This window comes from Paenibacillus sp. P2(2022), from assembly GCF_029522175.1.
GTDB classification, from domain to species: domain Bacteria; phylum Bacillota; class Bacilli; order Paenibacillales; family Paenibacillaceae; genus Paenibacillus; species Paenibacillus polymyxa.
In genome coordinates, this window is record NZ_JAKWFI010000001.1 from 587,508 (window position 1) to 609,085 (window position 21,578).

General features: G+C 46.8%; 22 protein-coding genes and 1 other annotated feature. Of the genes, 21 read left to right on the forward strand and 1 reads right to left on the reverse strand.

Annotated features, from left to right (window positions below; all coding sequences use genetic code 11):
* Positions 1–45 precede the first annotated feature (45 nt).
* The 17 genes from murB (at position 46) to MMB75_RS02655 (ending at position 17,102) form a co-directional block, all read left to right on the forward strand.
* On the forward strand, positions 46–951 hold the full coding sequence (murB, locus tag MMB75_RS02575) for a UDP-N-acetylmuramate dehydrogenase (RefSeq protein ID WP_016821542.1): 906 nt from the start codon (positions 46–48) through the stop codon (positions 949–951).
* Positions 941–2,251: a UDP-N-acetylglucosamine 1-carboxyvinyltransferase gene (gene murA, locus MMB75_RS02580; RefSeq protein ID WP_013372087.1), complete on the forward strand. Its 1,311-nt coding sequence runs from the start codon at positions 941–943 to the stop codon at positions 2,249–2,251. The genes murB and murA overlap by 11 nt, the downstream gene beginning before the upstream one ends.
* A gap of 56 nt (positions 2,252–2,307) precedes the next feature.
* Positions 2,308–3,072, forward strand: coding sequence for a cell division protein FtsQ/DivIB (locus tag MMB75_RS02585; RefSeq protein WP_017428129.1), 765 nt, complete (start codon positions 2,308–2,310; stop codon positions 3,070–3,072).
* 199 nt (positions 3,073–3,271) lie between these two features.
* Positions 3,272–4,543 carry a cell division protein FtsA gene (gene ftsA / locus MMB75_RS02590; RefSeq protein ID WP_031461774.1) on the forward strand — a complete coding sequence of 424 codons (1,272 nt, stop codon included), beginning with the start codon at positions 3,272–3,274 and terminating at the stop codon, positions 4,541–4,543.
* A 67-nt stretch (positions 4,544–4,610) separates the two neighbouring features.
* The gene (gene ftsZ, locus MMB75_RS02595; RefSeq protein ID WP_013372084.1) at positions 4,611–5,735 is read left to right on the forward strand and encodes a cell division protein FtsZ; all 1,125 of its coding nucleotides are present in this window, start codon (positions 4,611–4,613) and stop codon (positions 5,733–5,735) included.
* Positions 5,736–5,926: 191 nt separating this feature from the next.
* Positions 5,927–6,913, forward strand: a complete 987-nt coding sequence (gene spoIIGA, locus MMB75_RS02600) for a sigma-E processing peptidase SpoIIGA (protein WP_031461773.1) — start codon at positions 5,927–5,929, stop codon at positions 6,911–6,913.
* Between the two features lie 104 nt (positions 6,914–7,017).
* Positions 7,018–7,758 carry an RNA polymerase sporulation sigma factor SigE gene (gene sigE, locus MMB75_RS02605; protein ID WP_013372081.1) on the forward strand — a complete coding sequence of 247 codons (741 nt, stop codon included), beginning with the start codon at positions 7,018–7,020 and terminating at the stop codon, positions 7,756–7,758.
* A 96-nt stretch (positions 7,759–7,854) separates the two neighbouring features.
* A complete protein-coding gene (gene sigG / locus MMB75_RS02610; protein WP_013372080.1) occupies positions 7,855–8,637 on the forward strand; it encodes an RNA polymerase sporulation sigma factor SigG in 783 nt (260 codons plus the stop codon).
* Between the two features lie 112 nt (positions 8,638–8,749).
* On the forward strand, positions 8,750–9,094 hold the full coding sequence (locus tag MMB75_RS02615) for a YlmC/YmxH family sporulation protein (RefSeq protein WP_173426158.1): 345 nt from the start codon (positions 8,750–8,752) through the stop codon (positions 9,092–9,094).
* A gap of 82 nt (positions 9,095–9,176) precedes the next feature.
* Positions 9,177–10,061 carry a peptidoglycan editing factor PgeF gene (gene pgeF / locus MMB75_RS02620; protein ID WP_026065490.1) on the forward strand — a complete coding sequence of 295 codons (885 nt, stop codon included), beginning with the start codon at positions 9,177–9,179 and terminating at the stop codon, positions 10,059–10,061.
* A gap of 8 nt (positions 10,062–10,069) precedes the next feature.
* Positions 10,070–10,771, forward strand: coding sequence for a YggS family pyridoxal phosphate-dependent enzyme (locus MMB75_RS02625; protein ID WP_017428126.1), 702 nt, complete (start codon positions 10,070–10,072; stop codon positions 10,769–10,771).
* The gene (locus MMB75_RS02630) at positions 10,762–11,214 is read left to right on the forward strand and encodes a cell division protein SepF (protein ID WP_013372076.1); all 453 of its coding nucleotides are present in this window, start codon (positions 10,762–10,764) and stop codon (positions 11,212–11,214) included. Before MMB75_RS02625 ends, MMB75_RS02630 begins: the two co-directional genes overlap by 10 nt.
* A gap of 7 nt (positions 11,215–11,221) precedes the next feature.
* A complete protein-coding gene (locus tag MMB75_RS02635; protein ID WP_013372075.1) occupies positions 11,222–11,479 on the forward strand; it encodes a YggT family protein in 258 nt (85 codons plus the stop codon).
* An 8-nt stretch (positions 11,480–11,487) separates the two neighbouring features.
* Positions 11,488–12,270: a YlmH family RNA-binding protein gene (locus tag MMB75_RS02640; RefSeq protein WP_017428125.1), complete on the forward strand. Its 783-nt coding sequence runs from the start codon at positions 11,488–11,490 to the stop codon at positions 12,268–12,270.
* 172 nt (positions 12,271–12,442) lie between these two features.
* Entirely contained in the window at positions 12,443–12,952 is a 510-nt protein-coding gene (locus MMB75_RS02645) for a DivIVA domain-containing protein (RefSeq protein WP_013311075.1), read from the forward strand.
* A gap of 170 nt (positions 12,953–13,122) precedes the next feature.
* Positions 13,123–13,401 (forward strand) — a binding site (T-box leader).
* 78 nt (positions 13,402–13,479) lie between these two features.
* The gene (ileS, locus tag MMB75_RS02650) at positions 13,480–16,569 is read left to right on the forward strand and encodes an isoleucine--tRNA ligase (protein ID WP_045244393.1); all 3,090 of its coding nucleotides are present in this window, start codon (positions 13,480–13,482) and stop codon (positions 16,567–16,569) included.
* Positions 16,570–16,709: 140 nt separating this feature from the next.
* Positions 16,710–17,102, forward strand: coding sequence for a DUF5665 domain-containing protein (locus MMB75_RS02655; protein ID WP_026065489.1), 393 nt, complete (start codon positions 16,710–16,712; stop codon positions 17,100–17,102).
* Positions 17,103–17,114: 12 nt separating this feature from the next.
* Here MMB75_RS02655 and MMB75_RS02660 read toward each other — a convergent pair whose 3' ends face one another.
* Positions 17,115–17,855, reverse strand: coding sequence for a TraR/DksA C4-type zinc finger protein (locus MMB75_RS02660; protein WP_016821531.1), 741 nt, complete (start codon positions 17,853–17,855; stop codon positions 17,115–17,117).
* Between the two features lie 234 nt (positions 17,856–18,089).
* On the opposite strand from MMB75_RS02660, the gene lspA reads away from it, so the two are divergent.
* From lspA to MMB75_RS02680, 4 genes are all read left to right on the forward strand, one after another.
* Complete coding sequence (lspA, locus tag MMB75_RS02665; protein ID WP_013372070.1) at positions 18,090–18,581, forward strand: signal peptidase II; 492 nt, start codon at positions 18,090–18,092, stop codon at positions 18,579–18,581.
* A 1-nt stretch (position 18,582) separates the two neighbouring features.
* Entirely contained in the window at positions 18,583–19,554 is a 972-nt protein-coding gene (locus tag MMB75_RS02670) for an RluA family pseudouridine synthase (RefSeq protein WP_031461769.1), read from the forward strand.
* Between the two features lie 509 nt (positions 19,555–20,063).
* A complete protein-coding gene (pyrR, locus tag MMB75_RS02675; RefSeq protein ID WP_016821529.1) occupies positions 20,064–20,624 on the forward strand; it encodes a bifunctional pyr operon transcriptional regulator/uracil phosphoribosyltransferase PyrR in 561 nt (186 codons plus the stop codon).
* A gap of 2 nt (positions 20,625–20,626) precedes the next feature.
* Positions 20,627–21,541 carry an aspartate carbamoyltransferase catalytic subunit gene (locus tag MMB75_RS02680; protein ID WP_016821528.1) on the forward strand — a complete coding sequence of 305 codons (915 nt, stop codon included), beginning with the start codon at positions 20,627–20,629 and terminating at the stop codon, positions 21,539–21,541.
* Positions 21,542–21,578 lie beyond the last annotated feature (37 nt).

The window sequence follows — 21,578 nt, forward strand, 5'->3', positions numbered from 1 at the left end:
AGCCTTATAACGATGCGGGGCAAGCAACAAGGAGGTTTCAGTACAATGCAGCAATGGATGCCATTATTAGCGGAGCATGATATCGGAAAAGTGCTGGAGCATGAGCCGCTGTCCAAATATACGACCTGGAAGATCGGAGGCCCTGCCGATGCTCTTGTGATCCCGGATACCAAAGAGCAGTTGGCAAGGATTTTGAAGCTTGCTAGCGAGCACGGAATTCCCTGGATGCAGTTGGGGCGGGGCTCCAACATGCTCGTCTCTGACAAAGGGATTCGGGGACTGGTGATCAAGCTTGGACCAGGATTTGATTATGTTCGTTTTGAGGATGAACAGATCGTTGCTGGTGGAGGCGTTTCACTGGTTAAACTATGTGTTATGGCTAGCAAGCAGGGTCTGTCAGGCCTTGAGTTTGCTGGTGGTATTCCAGGATCGGTCGGTGGGGCTGTCTACATGAACGCCGGTGCCCACGGGTCTGATGTGTCACGAATATTCCAGTCCGCTGAGATTGTGCTGGATACAGGGGAATTGGCTGTGTACAATGCCGAGGATATGCACTTTAGCTATCGTCACTCCGTGCTGCATGAGCAACGTGGAATGGTGACAGAGGCAGTGTTCCAGATGAAGCGGGGGGACCGAGAGGAAATCTCAACAGCGCTTGCGGCTTTTAAAGACCGCCGTAGGCTGACCCAGCCGCTACAGTTAGCTTGTGCAGGAAGCGTGTTCCGTAATCCACCAGGAGACTATGCTGCCCGGCTTATTGAAAGCGCAGGTCTCAAAGGTTTGAAGGCGGGAGGCGCTGAGGTATCAGTACAGCATGCTAATTTCATTGTAAATACCGGTCAAGCGACAGCAGAGGACGTGCTTACCCTAATGAAGCATATTCAAAGTACAATATCATCTCAAACCGGCATCAAGCTAATTCCGGAGGTTTTCGTAGTGGGTGAGCGGTAAACTCGGAGGTGATACATTGGACAAATTGGTGATTGAGGGAGGCCGTCCCCTGTCAGGCACCATACGTATCCATGGGGCAAAAAATGCGGCACTACCTATTCTTGCAGCAAGTTTGCTTGCACAAGGTAAGGTGGAAATTCGGAATGTCCCCCATCTTTTAGACATTAAGGTCATGCTGCACATCCTAGAAAGACTTGGTTGCACATGCCGACATGAAGAGGAAACGGTATATGTGGATACATCGTCCGTCCGAACGTTCCAAATTCCTGAGGATTTGATGAAGCAAATGCGGTCATCTATCTTTCTAATGGGACCGTTGCTCGCTAGATACGGAGAAGTTTCCATTTATCAGCCCGGAGGCTGCGCCATAGGTGAGCGCAAAATTGATCTTCACCTGGAGGGCTTAAAAGCTCTTGGCGCAGAGATCGAGGAGAAAGACGAGCAAATTACGTTTCGAGCCCGCAAGCTGATCGGCTCGGACATCCACATGGATTTTCCGAGCGTAGGCGCAACAGAAAATATTATGATGGCTGCCGCGCTGGCCGAAGGACGAACAACGATTACCAATGCAGCGAGGGAACCAGAGATTCAGGATCTTCAAAACTTTCTGAATGCCATGGGAGCCCATATTATCGGTGCTGGAACAGACACAATTACAATCACGGGGGTCAGTCAACTCAATCCTTGTACGTATGAGGTCATTCCTGACCGCATAGTAGCTGGAACGGTTATGATCGCAGCGGCAGCTACACGAGGTAGTGTGTCATTGACACACTGCAATCCTTCCCACTTGTCTGCTCTGATTCACGTCCTCAGGCGGGCTGGTGTTCAAATTGGCATCTTGAATGATATAATGACCGTAAGTTGTATGAGTCGTCCCAAAGCAGTGGAGAGGATCGTTACCTCACCTTATCCGTCATTTCCGACGGATTTGCAATCTCAGGTCATGGTTCTATTATCTTTGGCGGACGGCTTCAGTGTCATGAAAGAGACTGTCTTCGAAAGCCGATTTAAACATGTAGATGAACTGAATGTAATGGGTGCTGATATTACGGTCGATGCGAATGCTGCTTTTATAAGAGGGGTTTCTCGTCTGTACGGGGCTACAGTAGAGGCTACCGATCTGCGGGCAGGGGCTGCACTGGTTATAGCCGGTCTAGCCGCTCAGGGACGTACCATTGTCGAGCAGGTTCATCACATTGACAGAGGATATGACCGGATCGAACGTCTTTTCCAGGGATTGGGTGCCCGAATGAGCCGTCAGTCTCCGGTGCCCGAGCAGCTGGATTTCGTAAATTAATGCCTATAATGTCCCTCCGTTAACGGGGGGACAAAGGGCTTTTGTGGAGAGAAGCTATGCCAAATGCTCAAATACCTGTTCTTAAAAAGAACAGAACGAAAAAAAGAACAAGCCGGAAGATTGCTATTCTTCTCATTTTGTTGTTTATTGTACTGCTCGCTGTTCTCTTTTTCCGTTCTTCGTTGAGTCAGGTTTCTGAAATTCGTTTTGATGGTAATGTATTTTCGACCCGGGAGCAACTTCTCAATCGAAGTGGTCTCGCTGTCGGAGATCAATATTTCGGAGTCAGTGCTTCCGACGTCTCTGAGAAGCTGCGGGAAATTCAGTCGATTCAGCAAGTCACAGTGGACAAGCAGTTTCCGGGCATCATTACGATTCACATTAAGGAGTTTGCTACAGTAGCTTACGAGTTGCAAAGTGACGGTAGCCTGCGTGCTATTCTAGCAAATGGGACAAGCGTGGGCGTAGGAAGCAGTGGGATAGCGGTTGAAAAGCCTATTTTGACTAAATGGAAATCAGATGATCCCTACAAAGCGAAGCTGTGTGATGCTTTATCACGCATTCCGGGAGAATGGACAGCTGATATTTCGGAAATCATTCCGGCGCCGATTCCTTCTTTTCCAGACCGTATAAAAATGTACACGCGTTCCCAGTTTGAGGTTATTACAACTGTTTCACTGTTGAACTCTAAAATCAGCTATCTGAACCAGGTGCTAGAAACAGAAGAGCCTGGTGTGATCACAATGCTGGAGGCGGATTCCTACGTTCCATTCAAACCCGATACGAGCGAAGAGGGCCAAGAAAAAGATACTACTCAGTGATGTGAAAAAATGCTAGAATTGATTTTATGGGTAATAGACTTGCCTCCTTCTTTTTTCTTCAAATTTTTATGTGACTGCAACCATAAATTGGCTTCTAAAAAATTTGTAGAAAAAAGAGGGAAAGCATGGAGTATGTTGAATATGTACAGAGTGTGTTTAAAGAACGAAATTCATTTTGGAGTCAGGAGGTGCCACAGACTTGAGCAACAATGACATCATTGTTAGTTTGGACATCGGTACATCCAAAGTTCGGGCTATTATTGGGGAAATGAATAATGGAACCTTTAATATTATTGGAGTTGGATCTGCCGACTCGGAAGGGATTCGCAAAGGTGCAATTGTAGACATTGATCAAACCGTGCAATCAATCCGTAACGCCGTGGATCACGCAGAACGCATGGTTGGTATTCAAATAACAGAAGTGTATGTGGGGATCTCAGGCAACCATATTGGTCTGCAAAATAGTCATGGCGTAGTAGCCGTGTCCAACGAGGACCGTGAAATCGGTGAGGAGGACATTGAACGTGTACTGAAGGCAGCAGAAGTAATTGCTGTACCACCGGAGAGAGAAATTATTGACGTGGTAGCCAAGCAGTATGTCGTGGATGGCCTTGAAGGAATTCAGGACCCTCGTGGTATGATCGGTGTTCGTCTCGAAGTAGAGGCTACGATTGTTACTGGAGGCAAAACCCCAATACATAATCTGTTGCGCTGCGTTGAGAAAGCTGGCCTGAGGATTAAAGATCTCGTCTTGTTGCCTCTCGGAGCTGGACAGTTGTCTCTTTCGAAGGATGAAAAGGTGATGGGTTCCGTGCTGGTGGATATTGGTGCAGGTTCTACGAATGTGGCCATTTTCCAGGAAGGAACGATTGTTGCCACATCAACACTCCCAATCGGCGGAGAATTTGTAACCAATGATATTGCCTACGGACTGAGAACCCTTACCGATCAAGCCGAAAAAGTTAAACTCAAATACGGCTGCGCTTGGTATGATGATGCAGCAGCCGATGTCGTCTTTAAAGTGACCCGTATCGGCAGTAATGTAGATAAGGAGTTCAACCAACAGGATTTGGCTGCTATTATTGAGCCGAGAGTACAGGAAATTTTTCAACTCATTCAGGCGGAAGTTAAGCGCTTGGGTTACACAGAGCTTCCGGGGGGTTATATACTTACCGGAGGCACCGTCTCCATGCCTGGTGTACTTCAGGTGGCACAAAGCGAACTGGCCGCTTCCGTAAGGATCGCTGTACCTGATTTTATCGGTGTAAGGGATCCGGGATACACGAGCGGAGTTGGTATCTTGCATAATGCTATTCGTTACTATCGCGGGAGATCGACTAGTGTTAGCAACAGTGGCGGTAGTACCAAGAAGCCGACTAACCGAACCAAGAGCAGCAGTCCCGTTACGGAAGGCGAGCAGAAGCAGGGGTTGATTGAACGCTTAAAAAATATGTTCAGTGAATTTATATAACGTTCATTGCTAATTATGCCAATCATGGACGGGCCATCCATGCACATTGAGGGGGAGATGGAATAGTATGTTGGAATTTGATTTTGAAATGGAGAGCTTGGCTCAAATTAAAGTGATCGGCGTCGGAGGCGGCGGCAGCAATGCGGTTAACCGAATGATCGAAAATGGAGTTCAGGGTGTAGAGTTTATTACTGTCAATACAGATGCCCAGGCGCTTCACTTGGCGAAGTCTGAGCATAAGCTTCAAATTGGCGATAAGCTGACTCGTGGTTTGGGTGCCGGGGCTAACCCTGACGTGGGTAAAAAAGCGGCTGAAGAGTCGCGTGAGCTCATTATGAATACGCTCAAAGGCGCGGATATGGTATTCGTAACTGCGGGAATGGGTGGCGGTACAGGAACCGGAGCGGCTCCTGTCATTGCTGAAATTGCTAAGGAGTGCGGTGCGCTGACTGTAGGCGTGGTAACCCGACCATTCACATTTGAAGGGCGTAAACGCTCCAATCAAGCTGAACTTGGCATTGAGGGATTGAAAGAAAAAGTAGATACCTTGATTGTAATCCCGAATGATCGCTTGCTTGAAATTGTGGACAAGAAAACTCCGATGCTGGAAGCATTCCGTGAAGCAGATAATGTTCTACGTCAGGCCGTACAAGGTATTTCGGATTTGATCGCTGTACCGGGTCTGATCAATCTTGACTTCGCTGACGTAAAAACGATCATGACGGAGCGTGGTTCCGCGTTGATGGGGATTGGCGAAGCGACGGGTGAAAATCGTGCGGCTGAAGCAGCGCGCAAGGCTATCATGAGTCCGTTGCTAGAGACATCCATAGAAGGTGCGCGTGGTGTCATTATGAACATCACTGGCGGCACCAATTTGTCTCTATACGAAGTCAATGAGGCGGCTGAAATTGTAACATCAGCTTCCGATCCGGAAGTGAACATGATTTTCGGTGCTATCATTGATGAAGACTTGAAAGAAGAGATTAAGGTTACCGTGATCGCCACTGGTTTTGAAGGTAAGCCGAGCCAACCAGCACCGGGACGTAGACCAGCAGCTAACCCAGCGGCTTCCGAAGCAACGGAAAAGTCCTCTCCTAACTTGCGTCCATTCGGTAACACTCAAAGCAGTGACCAATTGGATATTCCGACATTCTTACGTAACCGTTCACGCAATAATAATAACGATAACTAGTTTATATCTAGACAGCCCGCATCCTCTTTGGAGATGCGGGCTTCTTTCTGTTTTCTCCGCATCCCGTACGGCCAGTGCTTCTCCTCTTTCCGACAAAATTAGTCGGACACCGTCCCCACCGTTAGACAGACTTTGAATCATATGACTACTATACTTAAGCCTATCCTGCAAAATGCTGGGCGGGTGAATCCTTGGTTGTTTATATCGATTTAATTTTCTTGGCCAATTTGTTCATTGATGCTGTGTTGCTAATGGCCACCGCCTGGATGAGAAAGATTCGTCCAGTGTGGTGGCGATTGATGACTTCAGCTGGAATTGGCGCAATGTACGTAGTCATGATGTTTGTGCCGGAACTGTCATTTTTATTTACGTTTCTAATCAAGCTGGCCTTATCGGTCATCATGCTGCTGGTGGCCTTTGGTTTTGGCAGCATGCAAAAGTATCTTCGTACAATGGGTGCCTTTTACATGATCAATTTTGTAGCAGCAGGTGGCATTTTGGGGATGCATTATTTTCTCCAAAATACGGGGGAATTGTTTAATGGCATCTGGTATACCGCATCAGGTGGAATGTCTTTTGAATTGAAAATCGCATTCTGGTTTATTTTATGCGCATTTGGCGGAGTGATGCTTTTCTTTCGTATTGTGCAGTCCTCGAAGCAGCGCACAGAAAGGATGAGTGGCTTTTTGGGGCAAGTACAGGTGTGGATTGGGCAGGATCATATTGAGTGTACAGGCTTGTTGGATACAGGTAACCAACTGCAAGATCCTTTGACCCGAACCCCAGTAATGGTGATGGAGGCGGCTTTGTGGGAATCGTATTTACCCGCTTCCTGGCTCCAAAAATGTTCTGAGGGTAATGCTGATCAACTAGTGATGGATCTGGGGGAGGAACCGTTCAACTGGCAGGATCGTGTTCGTCTCGTTCCCTATCGTGGAATTAACAAAAGTCATTCCTTTATGCTCGCACTCAAACCAGATCGAGTAGAGGTGGTGATGAATGGGATTCATTTTGTACATCATCGAGTGCTGATTGGCTTGGACGGGGGAAAGTTGTCGGCAGAGGGCAAATACCATGCCATCATCCATCCAGATGTGACGGCACACGAAGAGGGGGGTGCTGATTCAAGCTTGAAACGAGAAGCATATGCTAGTGATCATTTTACAGAATCAGGATAATGGAGAAGAGTACAGGACAAGGTTTAAAGACGAGGAGAAACATTCGATGCTGAAATGGACGGAGCCAGTAAGACTTGTACTATTTCCAAAAGGGGGAGAATGATATGAGGGAACAAATGAATTTAAAGATGAAATTTAGGCTAGCATGGCAACTGCAATATTATCGTATTTTATTTTTATTCGGGCTGAAAAGTGAAGAAATTTATTATATTGGCGGTAGCGAGGCGCTCCCCCCTCCATTAACAAGAGACGAGGAAGAGTATTTGCTTGGAAAGCTTTCTTCTGGAGATGCAGCAGTGAGGTCGATGCTAATTGAGAGAAACTTGCGGTTAGTCGTGTATATCGCCCGTAAATTTGAAAATACGGGAATCAACATTGAGGATCTCGTATCCATCGGTGCTATTGGGCTGATCAAAGCGGTGAACACTTTTGATCCAGAGAAGAAAATCAAACTTGCCACCTATGCATCTCGATGCATTGAAAATGAGATTTTAATGTATTTGCGTCGTAATAGCAAAACAAGAACGGAAGTTTCTTTTGATGAGCCTCTTAATATCGATTGGGATGGTAATGAGTTGTTGCTTTCCGATGTGATGGGCACGGAAAATGATACCATTTACCGTAATATTGAGGAGCAAGTAGATCGTAAATTATTGCATAAGGCACTGGATAAGTTGACGGATCGAGAGCGTTTGATTATGGAACTGCGCTTCGGCTTACAAGACGGAGAAGAGAAGACACAGAAGGATGTTGCTGACCTGCTGGGTATATCGCAATCGTATATTTCGCGTCTGGAAAAACGAATTATAAAGCGCTTACGAAAAGAATTCAATAAAATGGTATAATGCTTGGGGATATCCGGAAGCGATGGAAACGGCGAATAAAAAAATGCCCTCAGGAGATAATGTACATTAATGTTGCTCCTTGGGAGGTAAGACACGATGACCCGAAACAAAGTGGAAATTTGCGGTGTGGATACCGCCAAACTGCCGGTATTAACCAATGCAGAGATGCGCGAGCTGTTCACATCACTTCAGCAAAATAATGAACGATCAGCCAGAGAAAAATTGGTCAACGGCAATCTCCGGCTCGTCCTGAGTGTGATTCAGCGTTTTAACAATCGGGGGGAGTTTGTGGACGATTTGTTCCAGGTAGGATGCATCGGCCTGATGAAGGCGATTGATAATTTTGACCTTTCGCAAAACGTAAAGTTCTCCACTTATGCGGTGCCGATGATCATCGGAGAGATCCGCCGTTATTTGCGGGATAACAATCCGATCCGTGTGTCCCGTTCGTTGCGGGATATTGCATATAAGGCGCTTCAGGTGCGGGACAGTCTGACAAATCTGAACTCGCGGGAACCAACGATTTTTGAAATATCAGAGGTGCTGAACGTGCCTAAAGAAGATGTTGTGTTCGCATTGGATGCGATTCAGGATCCAGTTTCGCTGTTCGAGCCGATATATCACGACGGGGGCGACCCAATCTATGTGATGGATCAGATCAGTGATGACAGAAATAAAGACGTCTCATGGATTGAGGAAATCGCTCTCCGGGAAGCGATGCATCGCCTGGGCCAGCGTGAAAAGATGATATTGTCTATGCGTTTTTATGAAGGAAAGACGCAAATGGAGGTTGCCGACGAAATCGGTATCTCTCAAGCCCAGGTTTCGAGATTAGAGAAGTCGGCTATACAGCAAATGCAAAAACATGTAAAGTCCTAATGAAATGAATGCTTGAATGATTCAGTGATAAAAACGATCCCGTGTGGATCGTTTTTGCGTTTGCAGGACATTTTTTGGGCTCTCCCACTCATATAGTGAAATAAAGGATGTGATGCGTGTGAATGCACCGGAAACGTCAGTAAGAGCCATGAAAATTTCCGAGTTTCAAACCAAGGATGTCATTAACATTGTAGATGGACGACGTCTAGGACAAATCAGTGATCTGGAGATTGATGTACGACAAGGGAAAATTGAAGCTATTGTGGTTCCGGGCAGCAGCCGATTCATGGGTTGGTTTGGAGGGGGAAGCGAATTGGTTATTCCGTGGCGCAACATTGTGAAAATTGGTTCGGATGTTGTGCTTGTTCGACTGGAGGGATTGCATGAGCCGCCGGATGAGAGGGAGGAAAAGTCTTATATCGAACGTCAGGAGCGGAATGACCGACGGGGCTTTTGAACAGCAGGTACACGTAATTTAGTATGTTGTGAAGACACAGCGGCGGCTTTTTGGTACACTGGGCAGTAGAGGTGAGAACGAAATGGAACCGTTTATAGTGAATACCGAGGCTAGAGGGACTACGCCCATGCAAGATGGCGGACGTCCCGTGCCAGAGTTGTTATATATCCAATCTTGGGAGCGGCAGGTTCAGGGATTAACAGTGGGGTTTACAGGGCGTCATGGCGGTGTCAGCGAAGCGCCATACGATAATCTGAACTGTGCGTTTCATGTAGGGGATGACCCGGAGAAAGTCATTCGCAATCGCCAATTAATTGCTGAGCAGCTTGGTTTTGCTGCTGAAGCGTGGACGTGCGGCGAACAGGTCCACGGTAATCATGTTGCTGTTGTCCACGCTGCTGATCGTGGGCGAGGCTTTATGGATCGTGCATCAGCTTTTCAGGACACAGATGGACTTCTGACGAATATACCAGGCATTTTGCTGACGTCCTTTTATGCGGACTGTGTACCCTTATATTTTTGTGATCCCGTGCATCGTGTGATTGGATTGGCGCATGCAGGCTGGAAGGGAACAGTTGCGGAGATTGCGTTGAAAATGGTACAGACCATGCAAACTGAATATGGATCTCAGCCGTCCGATATACTAGCAGCTATTGGTCCTTCTATTGGTCCTGAATCCTATGAGGTAGATGAGCATGTGATGAATCAAATCCGGGTTTTAGAGCATGATTGCCCGGGTAATGATAAATGGGAAGGTTCTGTTTATTTCCCCTTAACTGGTGGAAAAACACTACTCGACTTGAAACAATGCAATCGACACATTATGATGAAAGCAGGAATATTGCCGAGCCATATCGAATGTACTACCTTGTGCACGAGTAGCCGCAGCGATTTATTTTTTTCATATCGCAAGGAAGGCGGCGTTACAGGAAGAATGGCGAGTTGGATTGGTCTGGAAGAGAGGTGAGTCCTCCCGTGTCTTTGGAGGAACGAATTAAAGAAGTTAACGCCCGTATCGAAGCGGCATGTGCCCGTAGCGGACGTTCGCGTGATGAAGTAAATGTGATCGCTGTCACGAAATATGTTTCGGCGGCGGCAATGGCATCCGTATTGGATAACGACTTGGAGCATGTGGGCGAAAATCGCTGGCAGGATGCTGCGGATAAATGGAGCAAGTTGGGTGATCGGGGAACGTGGCATTTTATTGGTCATCTCCAAACGAATAAGGTTAAAGATGTAATTGGAAAATTTAAATTTATACATTCGCTTGATCGCTTATCGCTTGCTCAGGAATTGGACAAGAAGGCAGCCGCTTTGGGACTGCGAGTCAAAGCTTTTGTGCAAGTCAATATTTCTGGGGAAATTTCAAAATACGGCTTATCCTCCGAGGCAGTTGCCCCTTTCCTAGAACAAATTCGCGAGTTGGAACATGTGGATGTAATCGGCCTGATGACCATGGCTCCTCATGAGGAAAACCCAGAACATACTCGACCTGTGTTTCGGGGATTACGTGAACTGCGTGATCGGTTAAATGGACAAGCTTTGACTAGAGAACCTATCGTTCACTTGTCTATGGGGATGTCCAATGATTTTGAAGTGGCGGTTGAAGAAGGAGCGACTTGGTTGCGGCTTGGTTCCGTACTGGTCGGACGAGAGGAGGATTTTCAGTGGGCGTAATGAATAAGTTCATGAACTTTCTGGGCCTTCAGGAAGAAGAGGAAGTTATAGAGCGAGAGGTTATGAATACGCCGGAAGATCAAGAAATTGAAACCCCAAGCTTTGATAAACGTAAGAACCAGAAGGGCACGAATGTTGTCAGCATCCATTCACAAAAAAATGTGAAAGTTGTTCTGTATGAGCCGCGTTCTTACGATGAAGCACAGGAAATCGCCGACCATATCCGTTCCCACCGGACCGTCGTGGTTAACTTGCAACGAATTCGCAAGGATCAGGCGCTACGCATCATTGATTTTTTGAGTGGCACTGTGTATGCACTGAGTGGCGGCATTTCGAAGGTCGGTAACAATATTTTTCTGTGCACACCGGATACGGTTGAAATTCAAGGCTCCATTACGGAGATACTGGCTGACACTGAACAAGAACTTAACAGAATGAGGTGAGCTTTTCTTGATCGAGGTAATTTACTGGCTATTTCAGATTTATTCGTACATGATCATTGCATATGTCCTGCTGTCATGGCTTCCTAATGCCAGAGAGAGTGTGATCGGTGATTTACTTGCCAGGTTTGTGGAGCCATATTTGTCTCCTTTCCGCAGGTTTATACCGCCAATCTTCGGGATGATTGATATTTCACCTATCGTAGCGCTGATTGCTCTGCGTTTTGCATCGTACGGTTTGATTTCTTTAATCGGCAATTTCGTCTAGGAGGATTTATGCGGACTGAGATTTATGAGCATTTTCACCCGGATGAACGGGATTATGTGGATCGTGCTTCCGAATGGATCAGTCATGCGGGAGCTTATCATGAGCAGAAGCTGACTGATTTTTTGGATCCGCGGCAACAGTACATATTGGAGACACTTGCTTCGAAGGAAGACAAGGTCACGATTAGGGTAGATGGCGGATACATGGCTTCGGAACGAAAGCGGGCGCTGATTGCGCCCGATTATTCGTATTTGGACGATGAGGAAATGGGAATTCAGGTCCTGTCCATCACTTCTGATGATCATAAAATCAATACCCTTGAGCACGGTGATTATCTAGGTGCCATTTTGGGGCTTGGAATCAAGCGTGGAAAAATCGGGGACATTCATGTGCTGGATGATGGGTGTCATGTATTGGTGGCGTCAGAGATTGGAGATTTTATGACCATGCATTTGCAGCAGGTACATCGTGTTCATGTATGGACAGAACTGTTGCCAGTAGCAAGTCTCCGAACGAAGGAAGTTGCATTAGAGGCGATGGATCTGACGGTGGCTTCTTTGCGCCTGGACGGGATTGCTAGTGACGTCTACAAATTGAGCCGCAGTAAAATATTAACACCGATTCGAGCGGGACGATGTCGGGTAAACTGGAAGGTGGAGGAGAATCCATCGACTTCACTTAAAGTTGGGGACGTTATTTCCATGCAGGGATTTGGGCGTTTTAAAGTGCTTGAAACAGACGGGATGACAAAAAAGGGTAGATTCCGTGTCAAAATTGGTAAGTTTGTATAGCTGAAGGCAGGATTCATGAGATTTCTGTCGAAAGAATTAACCTATAGCGTTGAACTGGAACGATTTTGCTCTGTACAGTATTCACAAAACGGGGTATGATGACCGATAGATGATATTGAGCGTCGTGACGCGGAAAATGAATTTTTTGTCAATCTTATAGGAGGTGGACGGCATGCCATTAACGCCATTGGATATACATAATAAGGAATTTGCCCGCCGGCTTCGCGGTTATGACGAGGATCAGGTTAATGAATTTTTGGATCAGGTGATCAAGGACTACGAGGGCGTTATCCGTGAAAATAAAGAATTGAGCACCCAGTTGTTGAACGTACAGGAGAAGCTCGATCATTTCGCGACGATTGAGGATACACTGAGCAAGACAATTATTGTCGCGCAGGAAGCAGCTGATGAAGTTCGCAACAACGCCAAGAAAGAATCTCAACTGATCGTGAAGGAAGCGGAAAAAAATGCGGATCGTATTGTGAACGAAGCATTGTCCAAATCCCGTAAAATCGCGTTGGAGGTTGAAGAGCTGAAAAAACAGGCTTCAATTTACCGAGCACGGTTTCGTACATTGGTGGAAGCGCAGCTCGACTTGTTAAGCCAAGATGGCTGGGAAGCACTTGAAAACCGTGAACGCGAAGTGCTGGAGCGCGAGCGTGAAATGAAAGAAATTTACTAATTTTGATTTCTGACAAGCTTATATTAGGTCTTGTTAGGGTTGACTTTTATCTTTAAACAGGCTATAACTGTAAATACTATACTGAATTCAACGATTATCCGTCTATCGGTTGATGGTTGTTATTCAAGGCAACGATGTTGCTGATTTAAGATTTCGATGAATTTAACATGTTTAATTCGTTGATGGGAACGAGTACGTCATGATTTGTCCCTCAGAGAGTTGGCCTACCGGTGCAAGCCAACGTTCAGAACATGACTGAAGATCCTCCCGGAGAAGTGAGCTGAAGCGCTTAAACTTGGGGCGTGTGTAAGCGATCACCGTTTGCCATGCGTTATAATGGCGCCCTGCTGAAGTAGAGTAGGGCTCAGAGAGTCGTGACAAGATCGTCTTTTTAGATTGGTCTATTTACGGAATCAGGGTGGTAACGCGAGCACAGTCTCGTCCCTTTTACAGGGATGGGGCTTTTTTTGTTGCTTTTTTAAGTGCGCTAGAACAATCAATGATGAGCAGAGAGGAAGTATAACGTTATGAACAGAGTGGATGTTAAAGAAAAAGCACGGTCACGTGACCTACGCATCCTGAGCAAATGGAAACAGGAGGACACATTCCGTAAATCCATTACCAATCGTGAAGGAAAGCCCAATTTTGTGTTTTATGAGGGCCCACCAACAGCTAACGGCAAACCACACATCGGTCATGTGCTGGGTCGCGTAATTAAGGATTTCGTCGGCCGCTATCAGACTATGAAGGGATATCGTGTCGTACGGAAGGCGGGTTGGGATACGCATGGCCTGCCGGTGGAACTGGGTGTGCAAAAGCAACTGGGGATCTCCCACAAACCTGAAATTGAAGAATATGGTGTTGAGAAATTTATTAAAAAATGTAAAGCGAGCGTGTTTGAATACGAGCAGCAATGGCGCGATTTAACCGAAGCGATCGGATACTGGACAGACCTTGATCACCCGTACATTACCTTGGACAATAACTATATCGAGAGCGTATGGAACATTTTGGCGACGATTCATGAGAAAGACCTGCTGTATCGTGGTCATCGTGTGAGTCCGTATTGCCCGGATTGTCAGACGACGCTAAGTTCCCATGAAGTAGCACAGGGCTACAAAGATGTAAAGGATCTGAGTGCCACGGCCAAATTCAAGCTGCATAGCAGTGGTGAATATGTACTGGCCTGGACGACAACACCTTGGACCTTGCCGAGCCACGTGGCGCTCGCTGTCAACCCTGAGCTGGAATACGCACGTGTGAAGCAAGAAGATGGTGTATACATCGTTGCTAAAAATCTGGTTGAGACCGTAATTAAAGGTGATCATGAAGTGATTGGCACACTATCGGGTTCTGAACTGGTAGGCCAAACCTATACCCCGCCATTTACTTATTTTCAGGTGGAAAAGGGTAACCAAATTCTGGGTGCGAAGTTCGTAACAGACTCCAGCGGTACAGGTATCGTTCATATGGCTCCGGCACATGGTGAGGATGACTATCGCGTATGTCGTGAAAATGGTGTTGGGTTTATCAACGTAGTGGATCTTGAAGGTAACTATGTAGCTGAAATCACTGATTTTGCAGGCCGTTTTGTGAAAGATTGCGATGTAGATATTGTGAAAATGCTATCCGAAAAAGGTTTGCTGTACAGCAAGGAAAAATACGAGCATAGCTATCCGTTCTGCTGGCGATGCGATACTCCATTACTGTACTATGCTATGGACAGCTGGTTTATCAAAACAACTGCGATCAAGGATCAACTGATTGCCAACAACAGCGAAGTTGAATGGTACCCAGGTCATGTACGCGAAGGACGCTTTGGCAAGTTTTTGGAGGAACTGGTGGACTGGAACATCAGTCGTGATCGCTATTGGGGTACACCGCTTAATATCTGGGTTTGTGAGGAAACTGGAGAACAGTTCGCACCCCACAGTATTGCTGAGTTGAGAGAACGTGCGATTGGGGACGTGCCGGCGGATATCGAGCTACACAAACCATATGTAGATGATATCAAGGTTCGTAGCCAATGCGGTAAATACGAAATGACTCGCACACCGGAAGTCATCGACGTATGGTTCGATAGCGGTTCTATGCCGTTTGCACAGCATCATTATCCTTTTGAGAATAATGAAACGTTCGAGCAGCAATTTCCAGCAGATATGATCTGTGAAGGGATTGACCAGACTCGTGGCTGGTTCTATAGCTTGCTTGCGGTTTCGACTATGCTGACTGGCAAAGCTCCTTACAAAGCTGTCATGGCAACAGGCCATGTACTGGATGAGCAGGGTCAGAAAATGTCCAAATCGAAGGGCAATGTTATCGATCCGTGGGAAGTAATTGACGAGTACGGTACAGACGCTTTCCGCTGGGCATTGCTCTCCGATAGCGCACCATGGAATAGCAAACGTTTTTCCAAAGGCATCGTAGGCGAAGCTAAATCGAAGCTGGTAGATACGCTTGTCAATACACACGCATTTCTGACTTTGTATGCAGATATTGACGGATTTGATCCGGCACAGCATCCGTTCAAGCCATCGGCACACAAATTGGATCGCTGGATTTTGTCCCGTCTGAACAGCTTAATTTTGGTTGTGGACAAAGCATTGTCTGTCAATGACTTCCTGAACTCTGCCAAAGCGATTGAGTCGTTTGTGGATGAACTGAGTAACTGGTATATCCGTCGTTCACGTGATCGATTCTGGGGTAACGGGCTTACAGAAGATAAGCTGGATGCGTACCGCACACTGACGGAGGTGCTGTTAACGACGGCGAAGCTGCTTGCACCGTTCACACCGCTGCTTGCTGAGGATATTTACCTCAACCTGAGCAATGGGGAAAGTGTTCATCTGGATGACTATCCGTCTGCCAATGCATCCTTAATTGATCTGGAACTGGAGCGAGATATGGAAACGGCACGTCGCGTCGTTGAATTAGCACGTAATGTCCGTAACGAAACGGGTTTGAAAACACGTCAACCGTTGTCTGAGTTGATTCTGTCTATGGATCAGGATTTTGACCTGGGTGGCTATGAGGAAATTATCAAAGATGAGATCAATGTGAAGCATATTCATGTTGAGACGGACGATAGCGGATTTGTAGATTTTACATTGAAGCTGAATTTGAAAGTGGCAGGCAAGAAATACGGCAAAAATGTCGGATTCCTACAAAATCTTTTCAAGGGAATGTCTGCTGAAGAAACTCGTTCTGTTGTAGAAAAAGGGGTACTGAACGTGGCTTCTCCAGAAGGAGAAGAGTTGCAAGTTACAGCTGAGGAATTGCTGGTGGAGAAAAAAGCGAAAGAAGGCTTCGCTTCTGCTTCTGGCTATGGCTTAACGGTAGCGTTGAACACAGACATTACACCGGAGCTTGAGCAAGAGGGCTGGGTACGTGAAGTGGTTCGTGCGGTACAAGACTACCGCAAAAAGCTGGATCTGCCGATTGAAAAGTATGTAGCATTGACGTTGGATGTAGACAACGACTTGCGTCAGGCGATCGAAAGCTTCGACTCTGTGTTGCGTGAGAACGTATTGGTAACCACGGTGACATTTGGTCAAGCCGAACCAGCGGAACATGTAGAAGTGAATGGCAAAACGATCGGCGTTCATATTGGGGAATAATTACAAGCCCCCTGTCCCATAATACAATAACAGGCAGCATATAAAAACGAGCCTAAGCATCGGAAACGGGTTTCCTCCGTTACGTGCTTCGGCTCGTTTGCTGCTTTCGGGGCAGCCATGGGAAAAGGGGGATTGTGCATATGACAGCACGGTCAAGGCGCAGACTGGGAAGGAGTCTCCGAGGGATGAACGGAGAAGGGGCCGCCATAGCCTCAGATAAGGGAATAGCAGGTGACCAGGCAGAGAAACTAAGTCGTGTGGAAAAGCTGGTGCAAGCTGTATCAGAGCAGATGGAACGAACACGTATTGCAGATTACGCTTTGCTGCTGAATAAGCCTTGGCGATTACTTTGGCTAAACCTAATATCAGGTGTTTCCCGTGGAATCGGCATTGCGCTAGGGTTTACTTTTTTTGCCGCTACCATAATTTATGTGCTGCAAGTGCTCGGAGCGTTGAATTTGCCGATTATCGGTGATTATATCGCTGATATTGTACGGATCGTACAGCGACAATTAGAGCTTACTACCTACTAGGGCGTTTCACTTTTAAGCTTCCGATTCGTCCTCGTGCAAATCTGGCTCCAGCAGACCTTCACCCTCGCCATCTTCTATATAACGCTGATAAATAGAACTGCGGACAATGGATACATTTCTGCCATAAATGTCAGTAGCGACAAAGCTTTCATATGGTTCTACGAAGCCCATATTATCATCGCCAGCTTCAATTTCCATATCATCATAGCGGTGGATTTCACCACTTTCCGCCATGGCCGGGGTGTTAGAGGTTCCCCAATTTTCAACGATCTGCCAAGCATCTTCACCGTCAAAGCCGTTTTGTTCTTCACGCTCATCCAGGCTTGTTCTACCGAACGCGGGAGCGAGAAATTCTTCCTCCACCGGACGGTTGTTGGATACTTCTGTCTCAGGACTGTACTCTTTGCAATAAATGGTATAGGGAACAGCCAACAGGCGTTCATAGGGGATGGGTTTGCCGCTGGCGGCGCAAATGCCATAGGTTCCCTTATCCATAGCCATCAAGGCTGATTTGATACGTTCCAATTGAAACTCGTCATGCTCCAGTAAGGAAATATCTTTGGCTCGCTCATAGGTTTCGGTAGCTAGATCGCCTGGATGGTTATCGATGGGAGAAAGCTCACCGGTTTGGTCGCGTTGAGAATCGCCGAGTCCATAATGGTCGTTGTTTTGCAAACGATGCTCAATTTCCTTTTTGCGTTCCAGCAGTTCGTTACGCAAGCCCTGCAATTGTTGCTCCGTCAATGGGGACATGGAATCCTCTCCTTGTTCTAGATTTACATGCATGCAATGTGTCAGGTATGCTCCTTGTAGTGTGCACCGGGAAGACCTCTTTTACATAGGAAATTCTAATCAAATGTGATTGAGTTCATTCCATTTAAGGACTATGCTCGATAGCTTGCAGGACTCGTGGACGATCTGAGAAGGCTTATGCTACAATAAATGGGTTCGACAACGGATATAAGCGGATCGGAGTGACGAAGGACTGTGATTTATTTTGGTATTGCGCTAATTATTTTTTTGATTGATCAGGGTGTCAAATATTTGGTGGCTACGCGGATGGAATTGTACGAGCAAATACCAGTCATCGGCAATTTCTTTTTAATCACCTCTCATCGTAATCGCGGAGCCGCTTTTGGGATTTTGGAAGGGCAACGCTGGCTTTTTATCGTGATTACAATTGTAGTTGTGATCGGTATCGTATGGTACCTGAGAAAAACGGTCAGAGCTGGGCAAAAACTACTTCCTGTTGCGCTAAGTTTGGTGCTTGGGGGAGCGGTTGGTAATTTTTTGGATCGAGCTATTTCTGGAGAAGTAGTTGATTTTGCACAGTTCAATTTTGGAAGCTACACATTCCCGATTTTTAATGTGGCAGACTCGGCAATTGTCATCGGTGTTGCACTGATTATTTTGGATACATTGCTGGAATCGCGTCGGGAAAAAGGGAATGGCAATGATAGCGTTGAAGGGAAGTCATAGCATGAACGAAGTGAATGAAAACGGCGAAGCCATAGGTCTGTCTTATGAGGACGAACTGGAGGGTGAATCTCTGGAATGGACAGCGGATTCAGGGGATGTCAAAACACGTATAGATAAATACATCGCCGAAGAAATGAAGGAAGTGTCTCGTTCCCAGATCCAGCTGTGGATCGGGAATGGTCGGGTACTGGTGAACGGTGCGGCGGTCAAAGCGAACTACAAGCTGGCTGAAGGAGATCATATCGTACTATCGGTACCTGAACCAGAAAGTGTAGATATTATGCCGGAAAATATTCCGCTAGATGTCGTATACGAGGATTCGGACGTTATTGTCATTAACAAGCAACGTGGTCTAGTTGTGCATCCTGCACCAGGACACTCCTCGGGAACACTGGTCAACGCACTGATGTACCACTGCCATGACCTTTCCGGCATTAACGGGGAATTACGTCCTGGTATTGTTCACCGTATTGATAAAGATACATCAGGACTGCTGATGGCAGCTAAAAATGATCAGGCCCACGCATCACTTGCAGCACAGCTGAAGGATCATAGCGTGACTCGGAAATATATAGCATTGGTCCACGGTCATTTGAGTCACGATCAGGGAACCGTAGATGCTCCGATTGGTCGTGATTCAGGTGACCGTAAATTGTTCACGGTTACGGAACGCAACAGCAAGCATGCAGTTACCCATTTTCTCGTCATTGAACGGTTAGGTGATTATACCCTGCTTGAACTTCAATTGGAGACAGGACGGACACACCAAATTCGTGTTCACATGAAATTCATTGGACATCCATTGGTTGGCGACCCTATGTATGGACGCAGTAAAGGGGTTCGTATGGATGGCCAAGCGCTGCATGCAGCGGTTCTGGGATTTAAGCATCCAACTACTGGAGAGTACTTAGAATTTAGCAGACCGATCCCTCCTGATATGGAGGACGTATTAACGTCCTTGCGTAGTCGCTAAAATAATGATGATTTGCTCTGCTTTCCTATTCAAAAACTTGAATAAATTATTAAGTATAACCGCCTAAATGGCGGTTTTTTTATTGTCTGAATAGGAATGGGTAAAAACAACTATGGATAATTATACAATTAGGATGTATAATTATTAAAGTGCTTCCGGTGGTTCCGGTTGAACGGGTGTTGACACGAGATTTTCAATCTGTCATACTTCTTGTAGTTGCGATGGACTTTGTCCGAGAGATGGTTAACCATCTCACACTATGAGAAACAGGACAAAGGAAATCCTGAATAGCACCTTTAAATCAGTCCCGTGAGGCTGGCAAGGTAACGTGAATGGATCACTGATCAGTGCATCCGCTGCGGCGGTATGTCTTCAGTGTGTCCGACAGATCGGAGAACAGTGGAAGACTGTTCATACGAGACTCCTTGCCAAACTTGGGCAAGGAGTCTTTTTTGTATCCGAACACGGGACCAGGTCTGAAGGGAACATCACCTGAGGAGGCTGGAAGCATGAGTATTGAAACACATGTACTGATGGATGAAATTGCGATTCGTCGGGCATTAACGCGGATTGCACATGAAATTTTGGAGAAAAACAAGGGTATTGACGATTGCGTACTCGTAGGTATTCGAACACGCGGAGTTCATCTGGCGCAGCGCTTGGCTGAAAAAATTGCTGAAATTGAAGGCGCACCAATTCCATGGGGAGAGCTAGATGTCACAGCCTACCGGGATGACCGGAGCAGCGTTGCCGAGGCTAAAGGAAATGGAAAAGAGCTTTTGATGAATCCCGCTGACGTATCGGTTCATGATAAGAAAGTCATTCTCTTTGACGATGTGCTGTACACAGGCCGCACTATTCGCGCGGCGATGGATGCATTGATGGACTGCGGACGACCGCAAATGATCCAGCTGGCTGTGCTAGCAGATCGCGGACACCGTGAGCTTCCGATTCGTCCGGATTACATCGGCAAGAACATCCCGACCTCCAAATCTGAGGAAATCGTAGTTGCACTTCAGGAGACGGACGGTAAGGACGAAGTGACGATCATTCAGAACCGGGGGGAATAGGTATGATCACAACAGCCAGTCAACTTAGAGAACGTAGCCTGCTCGGATTAAAAGAACTTAGCCGAAATGAAATTGAGTCGATTCTGGATCGTGCTCAGTATTGGGAATCACAGCCGCAAAAACTGATTCCAGTCCTACAGTCACGCTTCGCGGCCAACATGTTTTTTGAAAATAGTACACGCACACGCTTTTCCTTTGAAATGGCGGAGAAGCGACTCGGCGCTCAGGTTTTGAACTTTTCCGCTGCGGCTTCCAGTGTGGAAAAAGGGGAGTCCATTTACGATACTGTGCGTACGCTTGAATCCATGGGCATTGATGCTGGAGTCATTCGCTTAAAGCCAGCCGGAGTGCTGCAAGAGCTTGCTGAGAAGGTCAGTGTTCCGCTGGTTAATGCGGGAGACGGCAACAATGAACATCCAACGCAGGCTTTGCTAGACCTCTACACCATGCGCAAAACTTTCGGTGAGCTTAAAGGCTTGAGAGTATCCATCATAGGAGACATTTTGCACAGCCGTGTAGCTCGCTCGAATCTGTGGGCCTTGCAAAAATTCGGAGCCGAGGTTAGCTTCTGTGCACCAGACAATATGCAGGCATCTGATCTTGCAACGTACGCGCCTTATGTGCCGATGCAAGAAGCATTGCAGGCAGACGTAGTCATGATGCTGCGGGTCCAGCTGGAACGGCATGCCGAAGGAATGTTGCGCTCAGCGGATGAGTACCGAGAGCAGTACGGTTTGACAGAAGAAAGAGCAGCAAGCCTTAAGTCCGGAACAATTATCATGCACCCGGCTCCAGTGAATCGAAACGTGGAGATCGACAGTGCAGTTGTGGAAAGCGAGCAATCGCGAATTTTTCCGCAAATGGCCAACGGGGTTCCGATCCGCATGGCGGTTATGGAACGGGCAATGAAGCTGTAGAAGCTGTCAGCAGGATCGTAGGAAAAAGTTGCAAAAA

What these genes read in the sequence shown, in the direction of transcription:
- murB (WP_016821542.1), top strand. Translation starts at nt 46, where the DNA reads ATGCAGCAATGGATGCCATTATTAGCGGAGCATGATATCGGAAAAGTG.
- MMB75_RS02585 (WP_017428129.1), top strand. Translation starts at nt 2,308, where the DNA reads ATGCCAAATGCTCAAATACCTGTTCTTAAAAAGAACAGAACGAAAAAA.
- ftsZ (WP_013372084.1), top strand. Translation starts at nt 4,611, where the DNA reads ATGTTGGAATTTGATTTTGAAATGGAGAGCTTGGCTCAAATTAAAGTG.
- sigE (WP_013372081.1), top strand. Translation starts at nt 7,018, where the DNA reads ATGAGGGAACAAATGAATTTAAAGATGAAATTTAGGCTAGCATGGCAA.
- sigG (WP_013372080.1), top strand. Translation starts at nt 7,855, where the DNA reads ATGACCCGAAACAAAGTGGAAATTTGCGGTGTGGATACCGCCAAACTG.
- MMB75_RS02615 (WP_173426158.1), top strand. Translation starts at nt 8,750, where the DNA reads ATGCGTGTGAATGCACCGGAAACGTCAGTAAGAGCCATGAAAATTTCC.
- pgeF (WP_026065490.1), top strand. Translation starts at nt 9,177, where the DNA reads ATGGAACCGTTTATAGTGAATACCGAGGCTAGAGGGACTACGCCCATG.
- MMB75_RS02640 (WP_017428125.1), top strand. Translation starts at nt 11,488, where the DNA reads ATGCGGACTGAGATTTATGAGCATTTTCACCCGGATGAACGGGATTAT.
- MMB75_RS02645 (WP_013311075.1), top strand. Translation starts at nt 12,443, where the DNA reads ATGCCATTAACGCCATTGGATATACATAATAAGGAATTTGCCCGCCGG.
- ileS (WP_045244393.1), top strand. Translation starts at nt 13,480, where the DNA reads ATGAACAGAGTGGATGTTAAAGAAAAAGCACGGTCACGTGACCTACGC.
- MMB75_RS02655 (WP_026065489.1), top strand. Translation starts at nt 16,710, where the DNA reads ATGACAGCACGGTCAAGGCGCAGACTGGGAAGGAGTCTCCGAGGGATG.
- MMB75_RS02660 (WP_016821531.1), bottom strand. Translation starts at nt 17,855, where the DNA reads ATGTCCCCATTGACGGAGCAACAATTGCAGGGCTTGCGTAACGAACTG.
- MMB75_RS02670 (WP_031461769.1), top strand. Translation starts at nt 18,583, where the DNA reads ATGAACGAAGTGAATGAAAACGGCGAAGCCATAGGTCTGTCTTATGAG.
- pyrR (WP_016821529.1), top strand. Translation starts at nt 20,064, where the DNA reads ATGAGTATTGAAACACATGTACTGATGGATGAAATTGCGATTCGTCGG.
- MMB75_RS02680 (WP_016821528.1), top strand. Translation starts at nt 20,627, where the DNA reads ATGATCACAACAGCCAGTCAACTTAGAGAACGTAGCCTGCTCGGATTA.